The organism is Pseudomonas sp. MS15a(2019) (assembly GCF_013277805.1).
GTDB lineage: Bacteria > Pseudomonadota > Gammaproteobacteria > Pseudomonadales > Pseudomonadaceae > Chryseomonas > Chryseomonas benzopyrenica.
Genome location: NZ_VBTN01000003.1, coordinates 804,937 through 821,454 on the forward strand (window position 1 = coordinate 804,937; position 16,518 = coordinate 821,454).

Sequence of the window (16,518 nt, forward strand, 5' to 3'; positions counted from 1 at the left end):
CAGTTATCCCGACCGTTGTCCGGCCTGCCGCACCCGCCGCAGCAGATCCGCGGTGGCATCGGCGGCATGCTCGAACTCGACGTCATTGACCCACTCACGGATGCGCACCAGATCGGCGCTGTGGGGGGTGCTCACGCAGGCGCGCAGCAAGAGGTCGAGCAGTTCCTCGGCGGCGAAGTCCGACGTCTGCAGCAGTCCGACCAGGCGTTCGAGCAGGGCCTCCAGTTCCTCGACGGTGGCTTCCTCGTCACCCGCGACCTCGACCAGGATCTCGTCGAGGGACGCCAGGCAGCGCTCGGCTTCGGCGTGCAGGCGGCGCACGTCCTCGCCGATGGGCTGGGCCAGGCGGATCCGGTTGGTCAGGCGTTGCGCTGCTTCCTGCAGGGCGATGGCACCGACATAGGCGGCGGTGGCCTGCAGGCCATGGGCGCACTCGAACAACGCGGTGACATCGTCCGCTGCCCGCCAGGCAGCGATCCGCCCCGGCAGTTCGGCCTGTTGCACGCGGAAATCCCGCATCAACTGCTCATAGAGTTCGGCGCTGCCACGCAGCAGGCGCAACGCCGACTCGGGTTCGAGCGCCGCACTGGCACGGGCACGCGCCAGCACGCCGGCCTCCTTGATCTCGACCACCTCCTCCACCGCCTTGCGCTCGGCGCGCTGCAGCTGTTCGAGGTTGGCCCAGGCGGCAATGATGCAAAACAGCTCGGCGGGATCGAGCGGCTTCACCAGGTGATCGTTCATGCCGGCCTCCAGGCAGCGCTCCCGATCGCCCGGCAGGCCGTTGGCGGTCATGGCGATGACCGGCAGCCCGGCCAGCGCCGGGCGGGTGCGCAATTCGCGGGTGGCCGACAGGCCGTCCAGGCGCGGCATATGGACGTCCATCAGCACCAGGTCATAGCGCTGCCGTTCCAGCTGGTCCAGCGCGGCCTGGCCGTCTTCGGCCACCTCGATGAGGATGCCGCTGCCCTGCAGGAAGCCGATGACCACCTGGCGATTGATGGCGTTGTCGTCCACCAGCAGCAGGCGAATGCCCTGCAGATCCACCACGCTCTGGCCCATCGTCGGGGTGGCGACCGGCGCCAGTCCCAGACCGGCCAGCAACCGCTGCACAGCGGGACCGGTGACGGGTTTGTCGAGGAGTTCCAGGCCGCCCAGGTCTTCGCCCAGGCTGCGCACCTCTTCCGCCTCATAGGGCGAGGCCAGTAGGGTCAACGCCAGCTCCGGCTGCCGGGCCCGCAGCTGACGCGCCAAGGCCAGACCGTCTTCGGCGCCCAGGCGCCAGTCGACGATGGCCAGCTCGAAGACCGACGTGGCCATGGCCGCCAGGGCCTGCTGGGTGGATTCCGCCTCCACCACCTGCATGCCCAGTTCGCGCAGGCGCTGCCCCAGGGTCCGCCGGGCCAGACCGTGGTCGTCCACCAGCAGGACCTGCCGGGAGGTCTGGCTGAGCGGCCGCTCGGGCTCGCCCACCACCGGCAGGGTCAGACGCAGGGTGAAACAGGAGCCCCGCCCGGCTTCGCTGTGGACCTCCAGGGTGCCACCCATGAGCTCGGTGAGCTGGCGGGAGATCGCCAGGCCCAGACCGGTACCGCCGTAGCGGCGGCTGATGGAGCCATCCGCTTGGGTGAAGGGTTGGAAGAGTTGCGCCTGCTGGGCTTCGGTCAGACCGATGCCGGTGTCTTCCACCGCCAGGCTGAAATGGGCGCGACCGGCTTCGCAGACGGCACCGACGCGAATCAGCACATGGCCCCGCTCGGTGAACTTGACCGCATTGCTCAGCAGATTGACCAATACCTGCTGCAGGCGCAGCGGATCGCCTTCCAGCGCCAGGGGAATGTCCGGACCGCAATCCAGCACCAGCTCGACGCCCTTCTCGTGGGCCTTGAGCGCACAGAGGTTGAGGGTACGTTCGAGCACCTTGGCCAGGTTGAAGCCCAGCTGTTCGAGTTGGGTACCGCCGGCCTCGTTGCGCGAATAGTCGAGGACGTCATTGATCACGCCCAGCAGGGTCTCGCCGGAGTCGAGGATCTTGCCGACGTGACCACGCTGTTCGCTGGACAGCCGCGTGCCCAGGGTCAGGCGACTGAGGCCGATCACCGCGTTGAGCGGGGTGCGGATCTCGTGGCTCATGGTCGCCAGGAACAGCGACTTGGCCGCCGCCGCCTCCTCGGCGCGAATGCGCGCCTGGTCCAGCTCGCGGGTGCGTTCGCCGACGCGCTGCTCCAGGGTCTCGTAGATCTGCGCGTGCTCCAGGGAGATCGCCGCCTGGGTGGCCAGGATCCCCAGCACCTGCAGGCGACCCGGGGTGAAGGCCTGGGCCAGCAGGTTGTTTTCCAGATAGAGGATGCCGATCAGGCGCCCCTGGCGCAGGATCGGCAGGCAGCAGACCGAACGCGGCCGGCGCGCGCGGATATAGGCGTCGCGGACGAAGCGGCCGGCGCGGGCGGCGTCATCGAGAATCACCGGTTCGCGCTGCCGGATCACCTGGGACACCAGGGTCAGGGGCACCAGGCTTTCGCCGGACTCCTGTTCGTTAAGGGACAGCGGCAGGCTCTGCAATACCTGAGGCTCGGCCGCGCCGCTGCAGACCGAGGCCTGCACCAGCCAGCGACCGCCTTCGGGCAACAGCAGCAAACCGTGCTGGGCACCGCCCTCCTCCAGGATGATGCGCATCATCCGCGCCAGCAGCTGGTCCAGCGCCAGTTCGTTGGAGATGGTCTGCAGCGACTTGAGCACCGACAGCCAGTCCAGCCGCATCATCTCGCTGGTGGATTGGCCCTGAGTGCGCTGCACGGTCAGGGCATTGGTCTCGGCGGCGCGCAGCCAGTGCGGGAATTCGTTTTCCAGCGCCTGGGCCTTGGCCACGGCGCCCCAGTGCAGATAGCTGCGCTGGGCATCCTGCAGATAGGTCCGGGCGATCCGCGGACGCTGTTGTTCCAGCCAGAACCGCCCATAGAGTTCCTCGACCAGCGCCGCGCCCTGGCGGAAGCCATGCAGCCGCGCGGATTCCAGGGCCTGCTCGTAGAGGTCCATGGCGGCCTCGACGCGGCCCTCGCGGCGCGCGCGCTCGGCCGCCACCAGATCGCGCTTGTGGGCGAAATTTTCCGGGCAGTGCGCCGCCCAGCCGCTCAACCGCTCCTGGGCGGCCTCGATCTTGGCCAGCGCCTCGCCCGCCAGTTCGCCCTCGGCGAGCAGGATCAACGCCTGGTAGAAGGCGTGCTCGGCGATGCTGAACCAGCCAAAGCTCGCCGCCAGCGAAGCCTCCATGGCCTCGGCGTGCTGCCGTGCCTGGGGCAGTCGGCGAAACAGCAGCGCCGCCTGCATCTTGTTGAAGTCGTAGTAGTTCAGACAGAGGACATGACCGCTGTCCTGCATCTGCCGCACCAGCACCGCTTCGTCCTGGCCCTCCTCGTCCCAGGTCGCCTGACCCGGGGTGAGGCCCTGCAGCAGGCGCAGCGACTGGCGCAGGATGGTGAAGATCTCCAGGGTATTGGGATCGCCGACCCCCAACAGGATCCGCTCGATCTCCGCGGTTTCCCCCAGGATGTCGTCGAGCGGCGCGCCGGCGTGCTGCAGGTGCTTGAGAATGTGGAAGGCGCTGTAGGCGGTGAAGATGACGTCGCCGGTACGCTGACCGGCCGCCAGGGCCTCGCGCAGCAGGGCGACGTTGTCCGCGATGGGGGTCGACCAGGGACTGTTGGTCACCGCGAACATGGTGTAGACCTTGCACTTGAGCGGCAGATTGCCGGTGCGATCCACCAGGTCGACGGCCAGCCGCCCGACCTGGTAACCCAGTTCGTAGCGGCCATGGAAGGCTGACAGCAACGAGCCGTAGTTGGCGTAGCCGAAGGGCGAGAGATCGCCATTGCCGTACTGGATCGACAGCTTGACGATACGCATGACCGCCAGCAGGCTCATGGGCAGGTCGACGTTGATCGCCGGGCCCCAGAGCAGGCCCAACAGGCGGATCAGCAACTGGGCACGCGGGTCTTCCATGCGCGGCAGGTCGAGCAGCGCCGCGGGATGGCGCTCGGCGAGCCAGGCCTCGACCTCGGCGCTGTCGCTGCCGATGGCCTGATTGATATCGTCCGGTGCCTCTGGCCAGGGCTCGCCCAGCACCTGGATGCCGGCCTTGGCCACGGCCAGGGCTTCGGTGAAACGCCCGAGGCCGCTGTAGAGGTCGATCTGCAGGGCGCGGACCCCGGCTTCTTCGAAGGTGGTGCGGGCGCGTGGCAGCAGCAGTTCGCAGATGCGCAGGGCTTCGTTGGCATCGCCACAGAGGTGCGCAACCTCGGCCCATTCCCGATGCAGCTGGAACAGCAGCACATGGCGGGTCTCCCAGGCGCCGGCGTCGATCAGCGCGACCGCCGTGCGCAAAAAGGCCTGGGCGGCCGGATAGGCGTTGGCCTGGCGCGCCTTGCGCGCGGCGTCCAGATTGAGCTCCAGCAGCTGCAGCCGCTCGGCGGGCGTCTCGATCAGCGCCAGGGCCAGATTGAGGTGACTGACCGCGTCCAGCCGCGCGGTGCTGCCTTCGGCGAGGTACAGCTGACCGGCGCGCAGGTGGACCCGCTCGCGCTCGGCAGGCGCCAGCAACGAGTGGGCGGCATGACGCACCTGATCGTGCAGGAAGCTGTAGTGCGTGGGCGTGTGCTCGCCCACCTGGCCGCCTTCGGGTTCGGTGAGCAGCCCCTCCTGCACCAGCGCCTGGCAAAGTCGGCGGATATCCGCAGGGGATTCCGCCATCAGCGCGGCGAGGCGGTCGCTGGAGAAATGAGTGCCCAGGCAGGCTGCCCATTGCAGCAACTGCGAGGTGGCGGTCGGCAGGTCCTTGAGCTTGCCGACCATGAAATCGACGACGTTGTCGTAGACGTCCAGTGCCTGGAGCCGGGCCAGTTCCCAATGCCACTGGCCGGTCTCGCCATCGAATTCCAGCAGGCCTTCCTGTTGCAGACTGCGCAGCAGCTGTTCGATGAAGAAAGGATTGCCGAGGGTCTTGTCCAGACAGAGCCCGGCCAGGGCCGCCTGGTCCGCGGCCGGCGCCGGCAGCAGTTCGGCGATCAGCCGCTCGATCTCCACCCGCGACAGGGGACCCAGCGACAGGGTGCGGATCAGGGCCGCGCCCAGCAGCCGCTCCAGGCCGCTGCCGGACAGTTGCTCTTCCCGCAGGGTCGCCACCAGCAGCAACGGACCCTGGTCGGCCCGGGCCAGCAGGCGCTCGATCAGTCGCAGCGACGCACTGTCGGCCCATTGCAGATCGTCCAGCCACAGCAGCAGCGGACGGGTATCCGCGGCAAAGGCCAGCAGCAGCGCGATCACGGCTTCGTCGAAGCGCTGCTCGGCCTGCTGCGGCGGCAATTCGGCCACTGGCGACTGGGGACCGAGCCAGGCGGCCAGCTCCGGGGACACTTCGGTCAGCACCCCGGCGTTGCCGCCCAGGGCCTCGACCAGGCGAGCGGCGAAGGGCTCCCCCAGGGTCTGGCCGATTTCCACCAGTTCGCGCAGCGCCTGGCGCAGGGCGCCATAGGGCACGCCGCTGCCAAGGGTCTCGAACTTGCCATGGGCGAGCATCACCCGCTCGCCCTGGCGGCGGACGAAGGCCTGCACCAGCGCCGACTTGCCCACCCCAGAAGGGCCGCTGACGAAGACGGCTTCGATCCGGCCCAGGGTCGCCCGTGCCAGCGCCTCTTCCAGCAGCCGCAGGGGGGCTCCGCGGCCCTGTAGGGTGCGTACCGGTACCAGTCGCGCGGGCGGATCCTGCTCGCCCAGGGCGAAGGGGCTGCGTTCACCCGCCTGATGGGCCGCCTGGCAGCGCTGCAGATCGCGCAGGATGCCGAAGCAGCCCTGATAGCGCTCTTCGGCGGCCTTGGCCATGAGCTTGTCCACTAGCGCCGCCAGCATGGGCGGTACCGTCGGCACCCGCTCGACCAGCGAGGGCGCGCGCATCGCCAGGTGCGCGTGCACCAGTTCCAGGGGGTCCTGGGCGCGAAACGGCGGCTCGCCCGCGAGCATCTCGTAGAAGGTCACGCCTAGGGCATAGAAGTCGCTGCGATAGTCCTGGTGACGTCCGGTCCGGCCGCTCTGCTCCGGCGCCAGATAGGTCAGCGAGCCCTCCAGGCGGGCGTCGCCGCCCTTGACGGCACCAAAGACGGTGGCGATGCCCAGATCGGTCAGGCGCAGACTGCCCGTGGTGCAGTTGCAGACGATGTTGCGCGGATTGAGGTCGTTGTGGGCGATGCGCAGCCGGTGCAGCCGGGCCAGGGCGCGGACGATGGCCAGCGCCCAGTCGAAGAAGTCGTCCAGCGCCAGCGGCCCGGCGGCGAGCAACTCGGCCAGGTCGGTACCGCCGATGTCTTCGAGTACCAGTACCTGGCGGCCCTGGAACTCCAGCAGTTCCAGGGCCGCGCTCACCGCGCCGCTGGCGCTGGCGCGCCGGGTCAGGTCGAACTCATGGCGCAACCCGGCCTGGGCCTGGGGCGTCGGATAGTCGGCGGCCAGCTGCTTGAGGATCACCGGCTGACCGTCGGCCAGGCGCGTGCCGCGGTAGATCAGGGCATGGCGACTTTCGCTCACCTGCGTCTTGCAGCTATAGCCTGGAATCCTCAACACCGCGCTCGCCTCGATCCTCGGCCAACCGGGCACACCGGGTCAGCACCTCAACTATTTCCGTTGCCTTGCTAAAGTCCCAAGGGAACTTTTCGATAAAGTGATATTACCTTAGCCATCACTTGGCATTCGTCCACTGGTGCAACAATTTGCACACTTCGGAGCAATAGGCATGGAAGCTATCCCTTCTGTCCGCAAGATCGCCATTCTGGGTGGCGGCGTGTCCGCCGTCACCGCCGCCTTTCGTATTACGAGCGAGCCCAACTGGCAGGAACGCTATCAGCTCACCCTCTACCAGCAGGGCTGGCGACTCGGCGGCAAGGGCGCCAGCGGGCGCAACGCCGAAGACCACCAGCGCATCGAGGAACACGGCATCCATGTCTGGTTCGGCTTCTACTACAACGCCTTCCATAGCCTGAGGCAGTGTTACGAGGAGCTGGACCGCCCTGCCGGCGCGCCCCTGGCGACCCTCGACCAGGCCTTCTTCCCGCATTCCCATACCGCCTTCGCCGACGACTTCCAGGATCAATGGACCACCTGGCCCATCGACACCCTGGCCCTGCCCGGCAAGCCCGGCGAAGGCTGGAACCCCAAGCCGTTCATGGGCGCCCTCGGCGATCTGCTGGAGTGGCTGCTGCGCCTGGGCGAGGTGGACGATAACCCGCCGACCGCCGCGCCGACCGGCCTGTTCGCACGCCTGCGTGCGCACTGCCGCGAGGAATTGCAGGAGCTGGCCCTGGACGAAGCCGAGCGGCACCTGCAGCGCGCACGCACGGAATTGCCCGACGGCGTCGATCATCCGTTGCTGCTGTGGCTGCTGCGCAAGGCACGCAGCCTCCTAGGCGAGATCCTGCACGAACGCAGCCAGACCCAGGTCGGCGCTCACCGGTTGTGGCTGCTGATGGATTTCGGCCTGACGGTACTTATCGGCATGCTCGCCGACGAGGTCTATTCCAAGGGCTTCGAGATGCTCAACGCGGAAACCTTCCAGGCCTGGCTGAGCCGCCATGGCGCCAGCGCCGCGACCCTGGACGGCGCCGTGCTCAAGTCGCTGCATGGCGGCATCTTCGACTATCGCGACGGCGATCTCGCCCAACCCGATGTCGAGGCCGGCACCGTGCTGCGGGCGGCGCTGCTGGCCCTGACCACGTCGAAGGGCTCCTTCATCTGGCGCATGCAGGCAGGCATGGGCGACGTGGTCTTCGCGCCCTACTACGAGGTGCTGGCCAAGCGAGGCGTGAACTTCAAGTTCTTCCATCAGGTGACCGGTATCGAGGCCGCCAACGAGGGCCAGGGACCGCGGGTGACCCGCCTGCAGATCCAGCGCCAGGTATCACTCAAGCAGGAGCCCTACCAGCCCCTGGTGGACGTCAAGGGCCTGCCCTGCTGGCCTTCGGCGCCGCTGTGCGCGCAGATCTCCGACGACGTCGCCCAGCGGTTGCAGGAGCAGCACATCAATCTGGAGTCCAACTGGAGCGGCTGGTCGGGCGTTGAACAACTGGAACTGCAGGTCGACCGCGACTTCGACGAGGTGATCCTGGGTATTTCCGTCGCCGGTCTGGCCGATCTCTCCCCCAGCCTCTGCGCCCTGGATCCGGCCTTCGCCCAGATGACCCGGGCCGTCGCTACCGTGGCTACCCAGGCGGTGCAGCTCTGGCAGGATCGCGACGTCTGGCAACTGGGCTGGACCGGCTCGCCCCAAGGCGGCCAGGCGCCGGAACTGCTCGGCTTCGCCGCCCAGGCGATGGATTCCTGGGCCGACGTCAGCTATCTAGTGGCGCGCGAAGACTGGTCGAGCGGCACCCCGCCCCAGGACATCAGCTACTTCTGCGGCGTCTTCGCTGCCGACGCCGCGCCCCCCATCGGCACGCAAAACGACTATCCCGCGCGCCAGGCGGCCCGGGTGCACCAGGCCTTCATCGACTTCATGAACGGCAACCTGCGCGACTACTGGCCGGACGCCGGGACCGACCAGGGTTATCGCTGGGAATACCTGCTGGCTCCCGCCACGGTCAGCGGCGTGGCGCGCTTCGACTATCAATACTGGCGCGCCAACGTCGACCCCAGCGAACGCTATGTGCAGAGCGTGGCCGGCAGCAGTCGCTATCGCCTGGCGACCGACGGCAGCGTCTGCCGCAACCTCTATCTGACCGGTGACTGGATCCACAACGGCTTCAACATGGGCTGCGTGGAATCGGCGACCCTATCCGGCCTGCAGACCGCTCGTGCCGTCCTCGGCCACCGCGAGATCCTGCCCGGCGAGGACGCCTTCCAGTGACGCCACCGCCTGGGCCGTCGCGTAGACAGCGCAGCGGTCCACGGCGGGCGGATAGGCGGGTTGGTCGCCATCCAGGTAGTTCAACAGCTCGGGGGCCTGATTCCACTCGGCGGCCTCTCGGTACAGCTTGCGCAATTCCAGGCGAATCCAGCCATCCATGAGACGCACGCCCAGCTCCTCAATGCCCAGGCCATGTCCTTCGATCACCTCGCGATCGGCCTCGGTGAGGGGATAGTGCGGCGGATAGAAGTCGGCCAGGCTGACCAGCAACTTGACCGAGAAGCCACGCGGATCGGCCAGCAGCGCGCCCAGCTCGGCGAACAGCGTCGCCTCCTCCACCAGCGCCTGGGCGAACATCAGCCGATACAGGGTGATGTTGAGAAACAGCTGACCCACCGCGTTTTCCGCGCGGGCGTCCTCCTGATGCAGGGCGAAACCGGCCAGGATGGAGGCATTGTGCGCCCGGTACCAATGGCGCGGCGTGGGATCGGCGATAAAGGTCAGCCAGCAGCGCGTCGGATAGGGCGCCTGGTCGCCTGGCAGCTGATGAGTCGCCAGGCAGCCCGCCAACTCGGACAGGTAGATGAAGTGCAGATTGACGTTGCGCCACCAGGCGCTGCCCGTCACCGGATCCAGGACGCCAGCCTGGATTTCCCAGTCGAGAAAGGCCAGTTCCGAGTCGCCATAACTCAGACCATCGTTATCGGCGTCGCCGAAGCTCCTGTAGAAATCTTCACGGACCGCCCGCCGCCTGGCGGGCAGATTCTCGATCTGGCTACAGAGTTCGGTGGTCGCGGCGACGGCGTCTTCGTAGGTATACATGGCGTCCTTGCTCTGATTGTCGACATCCTGCGCGATCATGGCGTAATGGCATCGTCGGCTTCCACGCGCAATAGGCTGAACGCACTAGAAGAGCGCTCCAGCGGACGCCCCTCCAGACGCCAGTCCCCCTTGAGCGGATCACCGCTGCGGGCGATGACCACCACCGGTCGCACCTGGCGATAGTCGGACAGCTTGCGTTGGGGCAGCATGGCATCGCCGTCATCCAAGCGCACCCGGCGGGGCAGATCGGCGACCCGCAGCCGCCGTACCGCCAGCGGCGGACCGGGCTGATCCACCGCCAGCGCCAGCACGAAGACACTGTCCTCGGGCCGCACACGCTGCGCCACCGCGGGCGCCAGACTGACCTCCACCTCCAGCCCCGGCGTGGTCAGCACCTGACCAGCGGCCCGCGCCGCGCGCTCCGCCCGGGTGACCCCTTCGGCCAGGGTGCCGCGCAGGGGATCGGCCGGCGGCAGCACGGCGACTAGGCGCTGCCAGTAGCCTGCCGCATCGGCGTAGGCGCCCCGCTCGTAGGCGGCCATGCCCAGCAGTCCCAGGGTGGTGGGCTCGCCGGGATTGGCGGCCAGGGCTTCGTCGGCCAGGGCCTGGGTGCGGGCATCCAGCTGGCGCCCCGCGGCGAAGAAACGGGCCTGGGCCAGTTGGCCGAGGACCTCCGCCCGCCGGCCATCACGCGAGATGACCTGCTCGAAGGCCGCTACCGCGGCCTGGTAGCGGCCCAGGCCGGCATAGGCGCGCGCCAGCAGATACCAGTTGTCGGCCGCCTGGGGTTGCAGTCGCGTCGCCGCTTCCAGATCGGCCAGCAGCGCCTGGGGCGACGCTGGCGGCGTAGCGAGGCGCTGGCTCAGCTGCAGCGCCGGCCAGGCGCCAAGCAGCAGATAGAGCCCCAGGGCCAGGACCGGGCCGCCCAGGGCGACCGCGACACCCAGGCGCCGGCCCTGGCGCAGCGGCGAAGAACCCTCGGCAGGACTGTCGGCGAGCAGGCTGCGGCCCGCCTCGGCTTCGGCCAGCGCCAGGGCCTGGATGTCCAGCTCCCCCCGTGCGGCCCGCGCCCGGGCATCGGCCAGGCGTTCCTGATAGAGGGTACGATTGAGCACCGCCCGCTGATCCGCCATGACACGTCCACCGCGCAGCAGCGGCACCAGCAGGATCAGCACCGCCAGGATCAGCAGCAATCCCGCCAGCCCCCAGAAGGTCAGTATCACGGCTCCTCCTCCGCCTGCAGCTGCGCCAGTCGCTGGCGTTCGGCGTCACTCAGCGTCTGCTCCGGGCGGCGGCGCCGCGTCAGGACCAACAACAGCCCGGCCCCAGCCAGCAGTGCCAAGCCCGGCAGCAGCCAGAGCAGCAGGGTGCGGCCCTCGAAGGGCGGCCGGTAGCGGATGAATTCGCCGTAGCGCTGCTCCAGGTGGGCGATGATCTCCTCATCGCTCCGCCCGGCCGCCATCAGGCGCTGGATCTCGCGACGCAGATCGCCGGCGATGGGCGCATTGGAATCGGCCAGGTCCTGGTTCTGGCACTTGGGACAGCGCAGTTCGCGGGTCAGCGCCTGGAAGCGCGCGCGTTCGGCGTCGTCGCGAAAGCCATAGGGGTCGATGGCCGCCTGGCTCAGGGTCGACCAGACCAGCAACAGGAGCAGCCAGCCGACCCTCATGGCGTCGCCACCAGGGCTCGGTAGCGCGGCCCGAGGTCTGCGTCCCAGACGCGCTGATCGACCACCCCGACATGGCGATAGCGCACCACGCCGCGGGCATCGATGAGAAAGGTCTCGGGCGCGCCATAGACGCCCAAGTCCAGGCCCAGCCGGCCTTCGTCGTCGCGGATATCGAGCTGGTAGGGATCGTGGAATTCCGCCAGCCAGCGCCGAGCGCTGGCATTGTCGTCCTTGTAGTTGATGCCGTGGATCACCACGCCCTCGGCCTTGAGTCGAGTGAGCACCGGGTGCTCTTCCCGGCAGGCCACGCACCAGGTGCCCCAGACATTGACCAGCGCCGGGCGGCCGAGCAGATCCTGCCGGGTGAACAGTCGCTCATCCTGCACGCCCGGCAAGGAAAACGCCGGAAAGGGCTGGCCGACCAGCGCCGAAGGCAGCGCCTGGGGATCGCGATGGAGCCCGCGAAAGAGCAAGCCGGCCAGCACCAGAAAGGCCAGCAGTGGCAGGCAGAGCAACAGGCGACGGCGCATCAGGCGGACTCCGTGGCAGCGACAGGGGAAGACGAGCGCCGGCGGCGATAGCGCGGATCGGCCACGGCCAGCAGGCCACCCAAGGCGGTGAGCAGGCCGCCGAGCCAGATCAGCCGGACGAAGGGCTTGATTTGCAGGCGCACGGCCCAGACGCCCTCCCCCAGCGGCTCGCCGAGGGCCACATAGAGATCGCGGGTCAGGCCGGCATCGATGGCCGCTTCGGTCATGACCGCGCCACTGGCCAGATAGCGGCGCTTCTCCGGGGTCAGCAGGGCGATCACCCGCCCCTCACGCTCGACCTGCAGCAGCGCACGCTCGGCGGTGAAGTTCGGCCCTTGGTAATGCTGGGTCCCGGCGAAGCCGAAGCGATAGCCCTGCAGCTCGACATGCTCGCCCGGCGCCAGGCGCAGATCGCGTTGCACATCCAGCTGGCTGGCCAGCACCACGCCCAGGGCCAGCACCGCCAGGCCCAGGTGCGCCAGGTGCATGCCCCAGTAGCTGCGCGGCTGGCTGCGCAGGCCACGGCGCCAGCCCAGCGCCAGCACCTTGCCCAGCACATCGCGCAGCGCGGTCAGCAGGATCCAGGCCGCCAGCGCCAGCACCGCCAGGATCCCCGCCCTGGGCTGGTCCAGCCACCAACCGGCGAGTCCGGCGAGCACGGCGCAAGCCAGCAGGATGGGCGCCAGCAAGCGGGCCAGCCAGCGCCCCGGGCTGCTTTTCCAGCGCACCAGCACCCCGACGCCCAGCGCCAGCATCAGCAGCGCCATCAGCGGCACGAACAGCAGGTCGAAATAGGGCGGCCCCACCGACAGCTTGGCACCCGTCAGGCTGTCGATGATCAGCGGATAGAGGGTGCCGAGCAGCACCATGGCAGCGGCGGTTACCAGGATCAGGTTGTTGATCAACAGCAAGGCCTCCCGGGAGGCCAGGCCAAAGGACGCCGAGCCGCCGAGCGCCGGTGCGCGCCAGGCGAACAGCGCCAGCGAACCGCCGACCACCAGCAGCAGGAAGGCCAGGATGAAGACGCCGCGAGTGGGATCGCTGGCGAAGGCGTGCACCGAGGTCAGCACCCCCGAGCGCACCAGAAAGGTCCCCAGCAGGCTGAGGGAAAAGGCAGCGATGGCCAGGAGCACCGTCCAGCCCTTGAACAGGCCGCGCTTCTCGGTCACCGCCAGGGAATGCAGGAGCGCCGTCCCTACCAGCCAGGGCATGAAGGAGGCGTTTTCCACCGGATCCCAGAACCACCAGCCCCCCCAGCCCAGTTCGTAATAGGCCCACCAGGAGCCCAACACGATGCCGCAGCCGAGAAAGGCCCAGGCCAGCAGCGTCCAGGGCCTGGCCCAGCGCGCCCAGGCAGCGTCCAGCCGACCTTCCAGCAGCGCTGCCACGGCGAAGGCGAAGGACACCGAAAAGCCCACATAACCCATGTAGAGCAGGGGCGGATGCAGGATGAGACCCGGGTCCTGCAATAGCGGATTGAGATCGTTGCCCTCCCGCGGAAATTGCGGCAGCAGGCGCGCGAAGGGATTGGAGGTGGCGACCAGAAAGGCCAGGAACCCCGTGGCCACCAGCCCGAGGATACCCAGCACCCGCGCCAGCAGGGCCTGGGGCAACTGGCGCGAGCAGACGGCCACCGCCAGGCTCCAGCCCGCCAGGATCAGCGCCCAGAGCAGCAGTGAGCCCTCGTGGGCGCCCCAGGTGGCGCTGACCTTGTAGTACCAGGGCAGGCGACTGTTGGAGTTGGCCGCCACATAGGCCACCGAGAAGTCGTCCTGGAGAAAGGCCCAGATCAGGGCCGCAAAGGCCAGCGCCAGGAACAGCCACTGGCCAAAGGCGGCCGGGCGCGCCAGCCGCATCCAGTCGACCTGACCGCGCCAGGCGCCCAGCAGCGGCAAGGTGCCCTGCACCAGGGCCATGGCCAGCGCCAGCAGCAGACAGAGTTGCCCCAGTTCCGGGATCATGGCGCCGGCCTCGCGTCGTCCAGTGGCCGCCCGGCCTGGCGCAGTGCCTGGCTCACTTCGGGCGGCATGTATTTCTCGTCGTGCTTGGCGAGGATCTGGTCGGCCACCAGGCGGCCTTGGTCGTCGAGTCGGCCCAGGGCCACCACGCCCTGACCTTCGCGGAACAGATCCGGCAGGATGCCGGCATAGCTCACCCGCACCTCGCGCTGGAAGTCGGTGATGACGAAGCTCACCGCGAGGGAATCCGCGGCGCGCACCAGGCTGCCCTGCTCCACCATGCCGCCGGCACGGATGCGGGTGTCCCGCGGTGCCTCACCCTGGGCGATCTGGCTCGGGGTATAGAAGAGGTTGATGTTCTGCTGCAGGGCGCTGAGGGCCAGCGCCACTGCGCCCCCCACCCCCAGCAACAGCAGCAGGATCCACAGCAGCCGGCGACGACGAAGCGGATTCATGGCCGCCGCTCCCGTAGCCAGCGCTGGCGCAGTTCCCGCTGCAGCCGGCGACGCGCCCGCCAGCCGTGCAGCAGCAGGCCGCCGAGGATGACCAGGGTCAGGCCGAAGGCCGGCCAGACATAGAGGCCATGACGCCCCATGCCAAGGGTTTGCGCCCAGTCCACGCCGCTCACGCGCCCTCCTCGCCCAGTTCCAGGCGTACCCAGCGACTGCGCCATTCGCGCCTGAGCACCTCCAGGCGCATGCGCTGCAGCAACACGCCGGCAAAGAACAGATAGAACGCCAGCACCATCACCAACAGCGGCAGCCACATGGCCGCGGGCATCGGTGGACGCTCCACCAGGCTGAAGGTGGCCGGCTGATGCAGGGTGCTCCACCACTCCACCGAATACTTGATGATCGGCAGATTGACCGAGCCCACCAGCGCCAGGATGGCGCAGGCCCGGGCGGCGCTCTCGCGATGGTCGATGGCCTGCCCCAGGGCGATCACGCCCAGATAGAGAAACAGCAGCACCAGCATTGAGGTGAGCCGGGCGTCCCAGATCCACCAGGTGCCCCAGGTGGGAATGCCCCACAGCGACCCGGTAGCCAGGGCGATCACCGTCATCCAGGCGCCGATCGGCGCGGCCGCGCGCAGGGCCACGTCGGCCAGCTTGAGGCGCCAGACCAGGCCGACGGCTCCGGCGACCGCCAGCAGCAGATAGCAGGACTGCGCCAGAAAGGCGGCCGGCACATGCACATAGAGGATGCGAAAGCTGTCGCCCTGCTGGTAGTCCGGCGGCGCCAGGAACAGCCCCCACACCAAACCGACGGCCAGCAGCAGTCCGGCCAGCGCCAGGCAGGGCCGCTGCAGCCGACCGGCCAGGCGATAGAAGATGGCGGGAGAGCCCAGGCGGTGCAGCCAGGTCCAGTTCATGTCGTCCTCGTCATTGGGCCGCGCCGATGCGCAAGCCGGCGGCGACCGCCAGGGGCGCCAGGGTCAGGGCCAGCAGGGTCAGGCAGCCCAGCCAGAGCAGCAAGCCGGTCACCGGCAGACCCAGGCGCGCCGCGTCCAGGGTGCTGGCGCCCAGGATCAGCACCGGGATCTGCAGCGGCAGGTTGAGCAGCGCCAGCAGCAGCCCGCCACGAGCCAGGCCCACGGTCAGGGCCGCGCCGATGGCGCCGATCAGCGTGAGGGCCAGACTGCCCAGGGTCAGGGCCGCCAGGGTCGCCGGCAGGGCCGCGGCGGGCAGCCCCAGCATCAGCGCCAGCAGCGGCGTCAGGGCCACCAGGCCAAGGCCGGCGAAGCACCAGTGCACCAGCAGCTTGAGCAGTACCAGCAGCGGCAAGGGCTGGGGCGCCAGCAGCCAGAGTTCCAGGGAGCCGTCCTGCCATTCGCTGCGAAACAGGGCCTCCTGGCCCAGCAGCAAGGCCAGCAGCAAGGCGATCCACAGCAGTCCCGGCGCCAGGGCGGCCAGCTGCCGGCTATCGGGACCCAGCGCCAGGGGAAACAGGGTCACCACCAGGGCATGGAAGGCCAGGGGCGTGAGCCACAGCGCCGGACGGCGACAGGCCAGGCGCCCTTCGCGCCCGAGGATGGCCAGCCAGGCGCCGCTCATCGGCCACCGTCCAGCCAGAGCAGGCGATGCCCCTCGGGCAGGACCTCCAGCTCGCGATGACTGGTCAGCACCAGGGCGCCACCCGCGGCGCAATGCGCGCGCAAGCGCTCTTCCAGCTGGGTGCAGCTGGCGGCGTCGAGGGCGGTGAAGGGTTCGTCCAGCAACCAGAGTCGCGGCGGCGCGGGCAGGTGGAGACGGGCCAGGGCGACGCGGCGGCGCTGACCGGCCGAGAGCTGCCTGCAGGGCTCGTCCGCCCAGTCGGCCAGACCCAGCGCCGCGAGGGCAGCCAGGCAGGCGGCCGGCGTGGTCGGGCGCCAGAGACTGGCCAGGCTGTGAAGATTTTCCAGCGCGGTCAGCCCCTCGGCGATCCCGGGTGCATGACCCAGCCAGAGCAGTTCCTCCGCCGCGGGTCGGCGCACCTCGCCCGCATCCGCCGGCAACAGTCCCGCCAGGATGCGCAGCAGGCTGGTCTTGCCGCTGCCGTTGACGCCACCGATCTGCAGCGACTCGCCTGCCGCCAGGCCCAGGCTCAGGTCGTCGAACAGCAGGCGACCGCCCCGTTCGCAACGGAGCGCGACGGCGTCGAGCAGGGGCTGATTCAA

At 68.9% G+C, this 16,518-nt stretch carries 12 protein-coding genes; 1 reads left to right on the forward strand and 11 read right to left on the reverse strand.

From position 1 onward, the window contains the following. Positions 1-3: 3 nt before the first annotated feature. The gene (locus FEZ61_RS07225; protein ID WP_346342861.1) at positions 4-6,573 is read right to left on the reverse strand and encodes a response regulator; all 6,570 of its coding nucleotides are present in this window, start codon (positions 6,571-6,573) and stop codon (positions 4-6) included. A 205-nt stretch (positions 6,574-6,778) separates the two neighbouring features. Here FEZ61_RS07225 and FEZ61_RS07230 point away from each other — a divergent pair, with 205 nt between their 5' ends. Continuing rightward, a complete protein-coding gene (locus FEZ61_RS07230) occupies positions 6,779-8,884 on the forward strand; it encodes an NAD(P)-binding protein (RefSeq protein ID WP_173147999.1) in 2,106 nt (701 codons plus the stop codon). Here FEZ61_RS07230 and FEZ61_RS07235 read toward each other — a convergent pair. From FEZ61_RS07235 to ccmA, 10 genes are read right to left on the reverse strand one after another with little or no spacing between them, the layout of a single operon-like run. Continuing rightward, positions 8,810-9,745 (reverse strand): hypothetical protein, encoded by a 936-nt coding sequence (locus FEZ61_RS07235; RefSeq protein ID WP_160924506.1) that lies wholly within the window; start codon positions 9,743-9,745, stop codon positions 8,810-8,812. The genes FEZ61_RS07230 and FEZ61_RS07235 overlap by 75 nt on opposite strands. Beyond that, the gene (gene ccmI / locus FEZ61_RS07240) at positions 9,742-10,929 is read right to left on the reverse strand and encodes a c-type cytochrome biogenesis protein CcmI (RefSeq protein ID WP_017642238.1); all 1,188 of its coding nucleotides are present in this window, start codon (positions 10,927-10,929) and stop codon (positions 9,742-9,744) included. The genes FEZ61_RS07235 and ccmI overlap by 4 nt, the downstream gene beginning before the upstream one ends. Beyond that, positions 10,926-11,375, reverse strand: a complete 450-nt coding sequence (locus tag FEZ61_RS07245; RefSeq protein WP_017642237.1) for a cytochrome c-type biogenesis protein — start codon at positions 11,373-11,375, stop codon at positions 10,926-10,928. The genes ccmI and FEZ61_RS07245 overlap by 4 nt, the downstream gene beginning before the upstream one ends. Then, on the reverse strand, positions 11,372-11,905 hold the full coding sequence (locus FEZ61_RS07250; protein WP_017642236.1) for a DsbE family thiol:disulfide interchange protein: 534 nt from the start codon (positions 11,903-11,905) through the stop codon (positions 11,372-11,374). Before FEZ61_RS07250 ends, FEZ61_RS07245 begins: the two co-directional genes overlap by 4 nt. Next, complete coding sequence (locus FEZ61_RS07255) at positions 11,905-13,866, reverse strand: heme lyase CcmF/NrfE family subunit (RefSeq protein WP_173148001.1); 1,962 nt, start codon at positions 13,864-13,866, stop codon at positions 11,905-11,907. Before FEZ61_RS07255 ends, FEZ61_RS07250 begins: the two co-directional genes overlap by 1 nt. Continuing rightward, on the reverse strand, positions 13,863-14,318 hold the full coding sequence (gene ccmE / locus FEZ61_RS07260; RefSeq protein WP_064308940.1) for a cytochrome c maturation protein CcmE: 456 nt from the start codon (positions 14,316-14,318) through the stop codon (positions 13,863-13,865). Before ccmE ends, FEZ61_RS07255 begins: the two co-directional genes overlap by 4 nt. Then, a complete protein-coding gene (gene ccmD / locus FEZ61_RS24365) occupies positions 14,315-14,491 on the reverse strand; it encodes a heme exporter protein CcmD (RefSeq protein ID WP_064308939.1) in 177 nt (58 codons plus the stop codon). Before ccmD ends, ccmE begins: the two co-directional genes overlap by 4 nt. Further along, positions 14,488-15,234 carry a heme ABC transporter permease gene (locus FEZ61_RS07270; protein ID WP_017642232.1) on the reverse strand — a complete coding sequence of 249 codons (747 nt, stop codon included), beginning with the start codon at positions 15,232-15,234 and terminating at the stop codon, positions 14,488-14,490. The genes ccmD and FEZ61_RS07270 overlap by 4 nt, the downstream gene beginning before the upstream one ends. 10 nt (positions 15,235-15,244) lie before the next feature. Further along, complete coding sequence (ccmB, locus tag FEZ61_RS07275; RefSeq protein ID WP_173148003.1) at positions 15,245-15,916, reverse strand: heme exporter protein CcmB; 672 nt, start codon at positions 15,914-15,916, stop codon at positions 15,245-15,247. Beyond that, entirely contained in the window at positions 15,913-16,518 is a 606-nt protein-coding gene (gene ccmA / locus FEZ61_RS07280; protein ID WP_173148005.1) for a cytochrome c biogenesis heme-transporting ATPase CcmA, read from the reverse strand. The genes ccmB and ccmA overlap by 4 nt, the downstream gene beginning before the upstream one ends.

Excerpts from the sequence above, each read along its gene's own strand:
- FEZ61_RS07230 (WP_173147999.1), top strand. The coding sequence starts at position 6,779 with ATGGAAGCTATCCCTTCTGTCCGCAAGATCGCCATTCTGGGTGGCGGC.
- FEZ61_RS07235 (WP_160924506.1), bottom strand. The coding sequence starts at position 9,745 with ATGATCGCGCAGGATGTCGACAATCAGAGCAAGGACGCCATGTATACC.
- FEZ61_RS07245 (WP_017642237.1), bottom strand. The coding sequence starts at position 11,375 with ATGAGGGTCGGCTGGCTGCTCCTGTTGCTGGTCTGGTCGACCCTGAGC.
- FEZ61_RS07250 (WP_017642236.1), bottom strand. The coding sequence starts at position 11,905 with ATGCGCCGTCGCCTGTTGCTCTGCCTGCCACTGCTGGCCTTTCTGGTG.
- FEZ61_RS07255 (WP_173148001.1), bottom strand. The coding sequence starts at position 13,866 with ATGATCCCGGAACTGGGGCAACTCTGTCTGCTGCTGGCGCTGGCCATG.
- ccmE (WP_064308940.1), bottom strand. The coding sequence starts at position 14,318 with ATGAATCCGCTTCGTCGTCGCCGGCTGCTGTGGATCCTGCTGCTGTTG.
- FEZ61_RS07270 (WP_017642232.1), bottom strand. The coding sequence starts at position 15,234 with ATGAACTGGACCTGGCTGCACCGCCTGGGCTCTCCCGCCATCTTCTAT.
- ccmB (WP_173148003.1), bottom strand. The coding sequence starts at position 15,916 with ATGAGCGGCGCCTGGCTGGCCATCCTCGGGCGCGAAGGGCGCCTGGCC.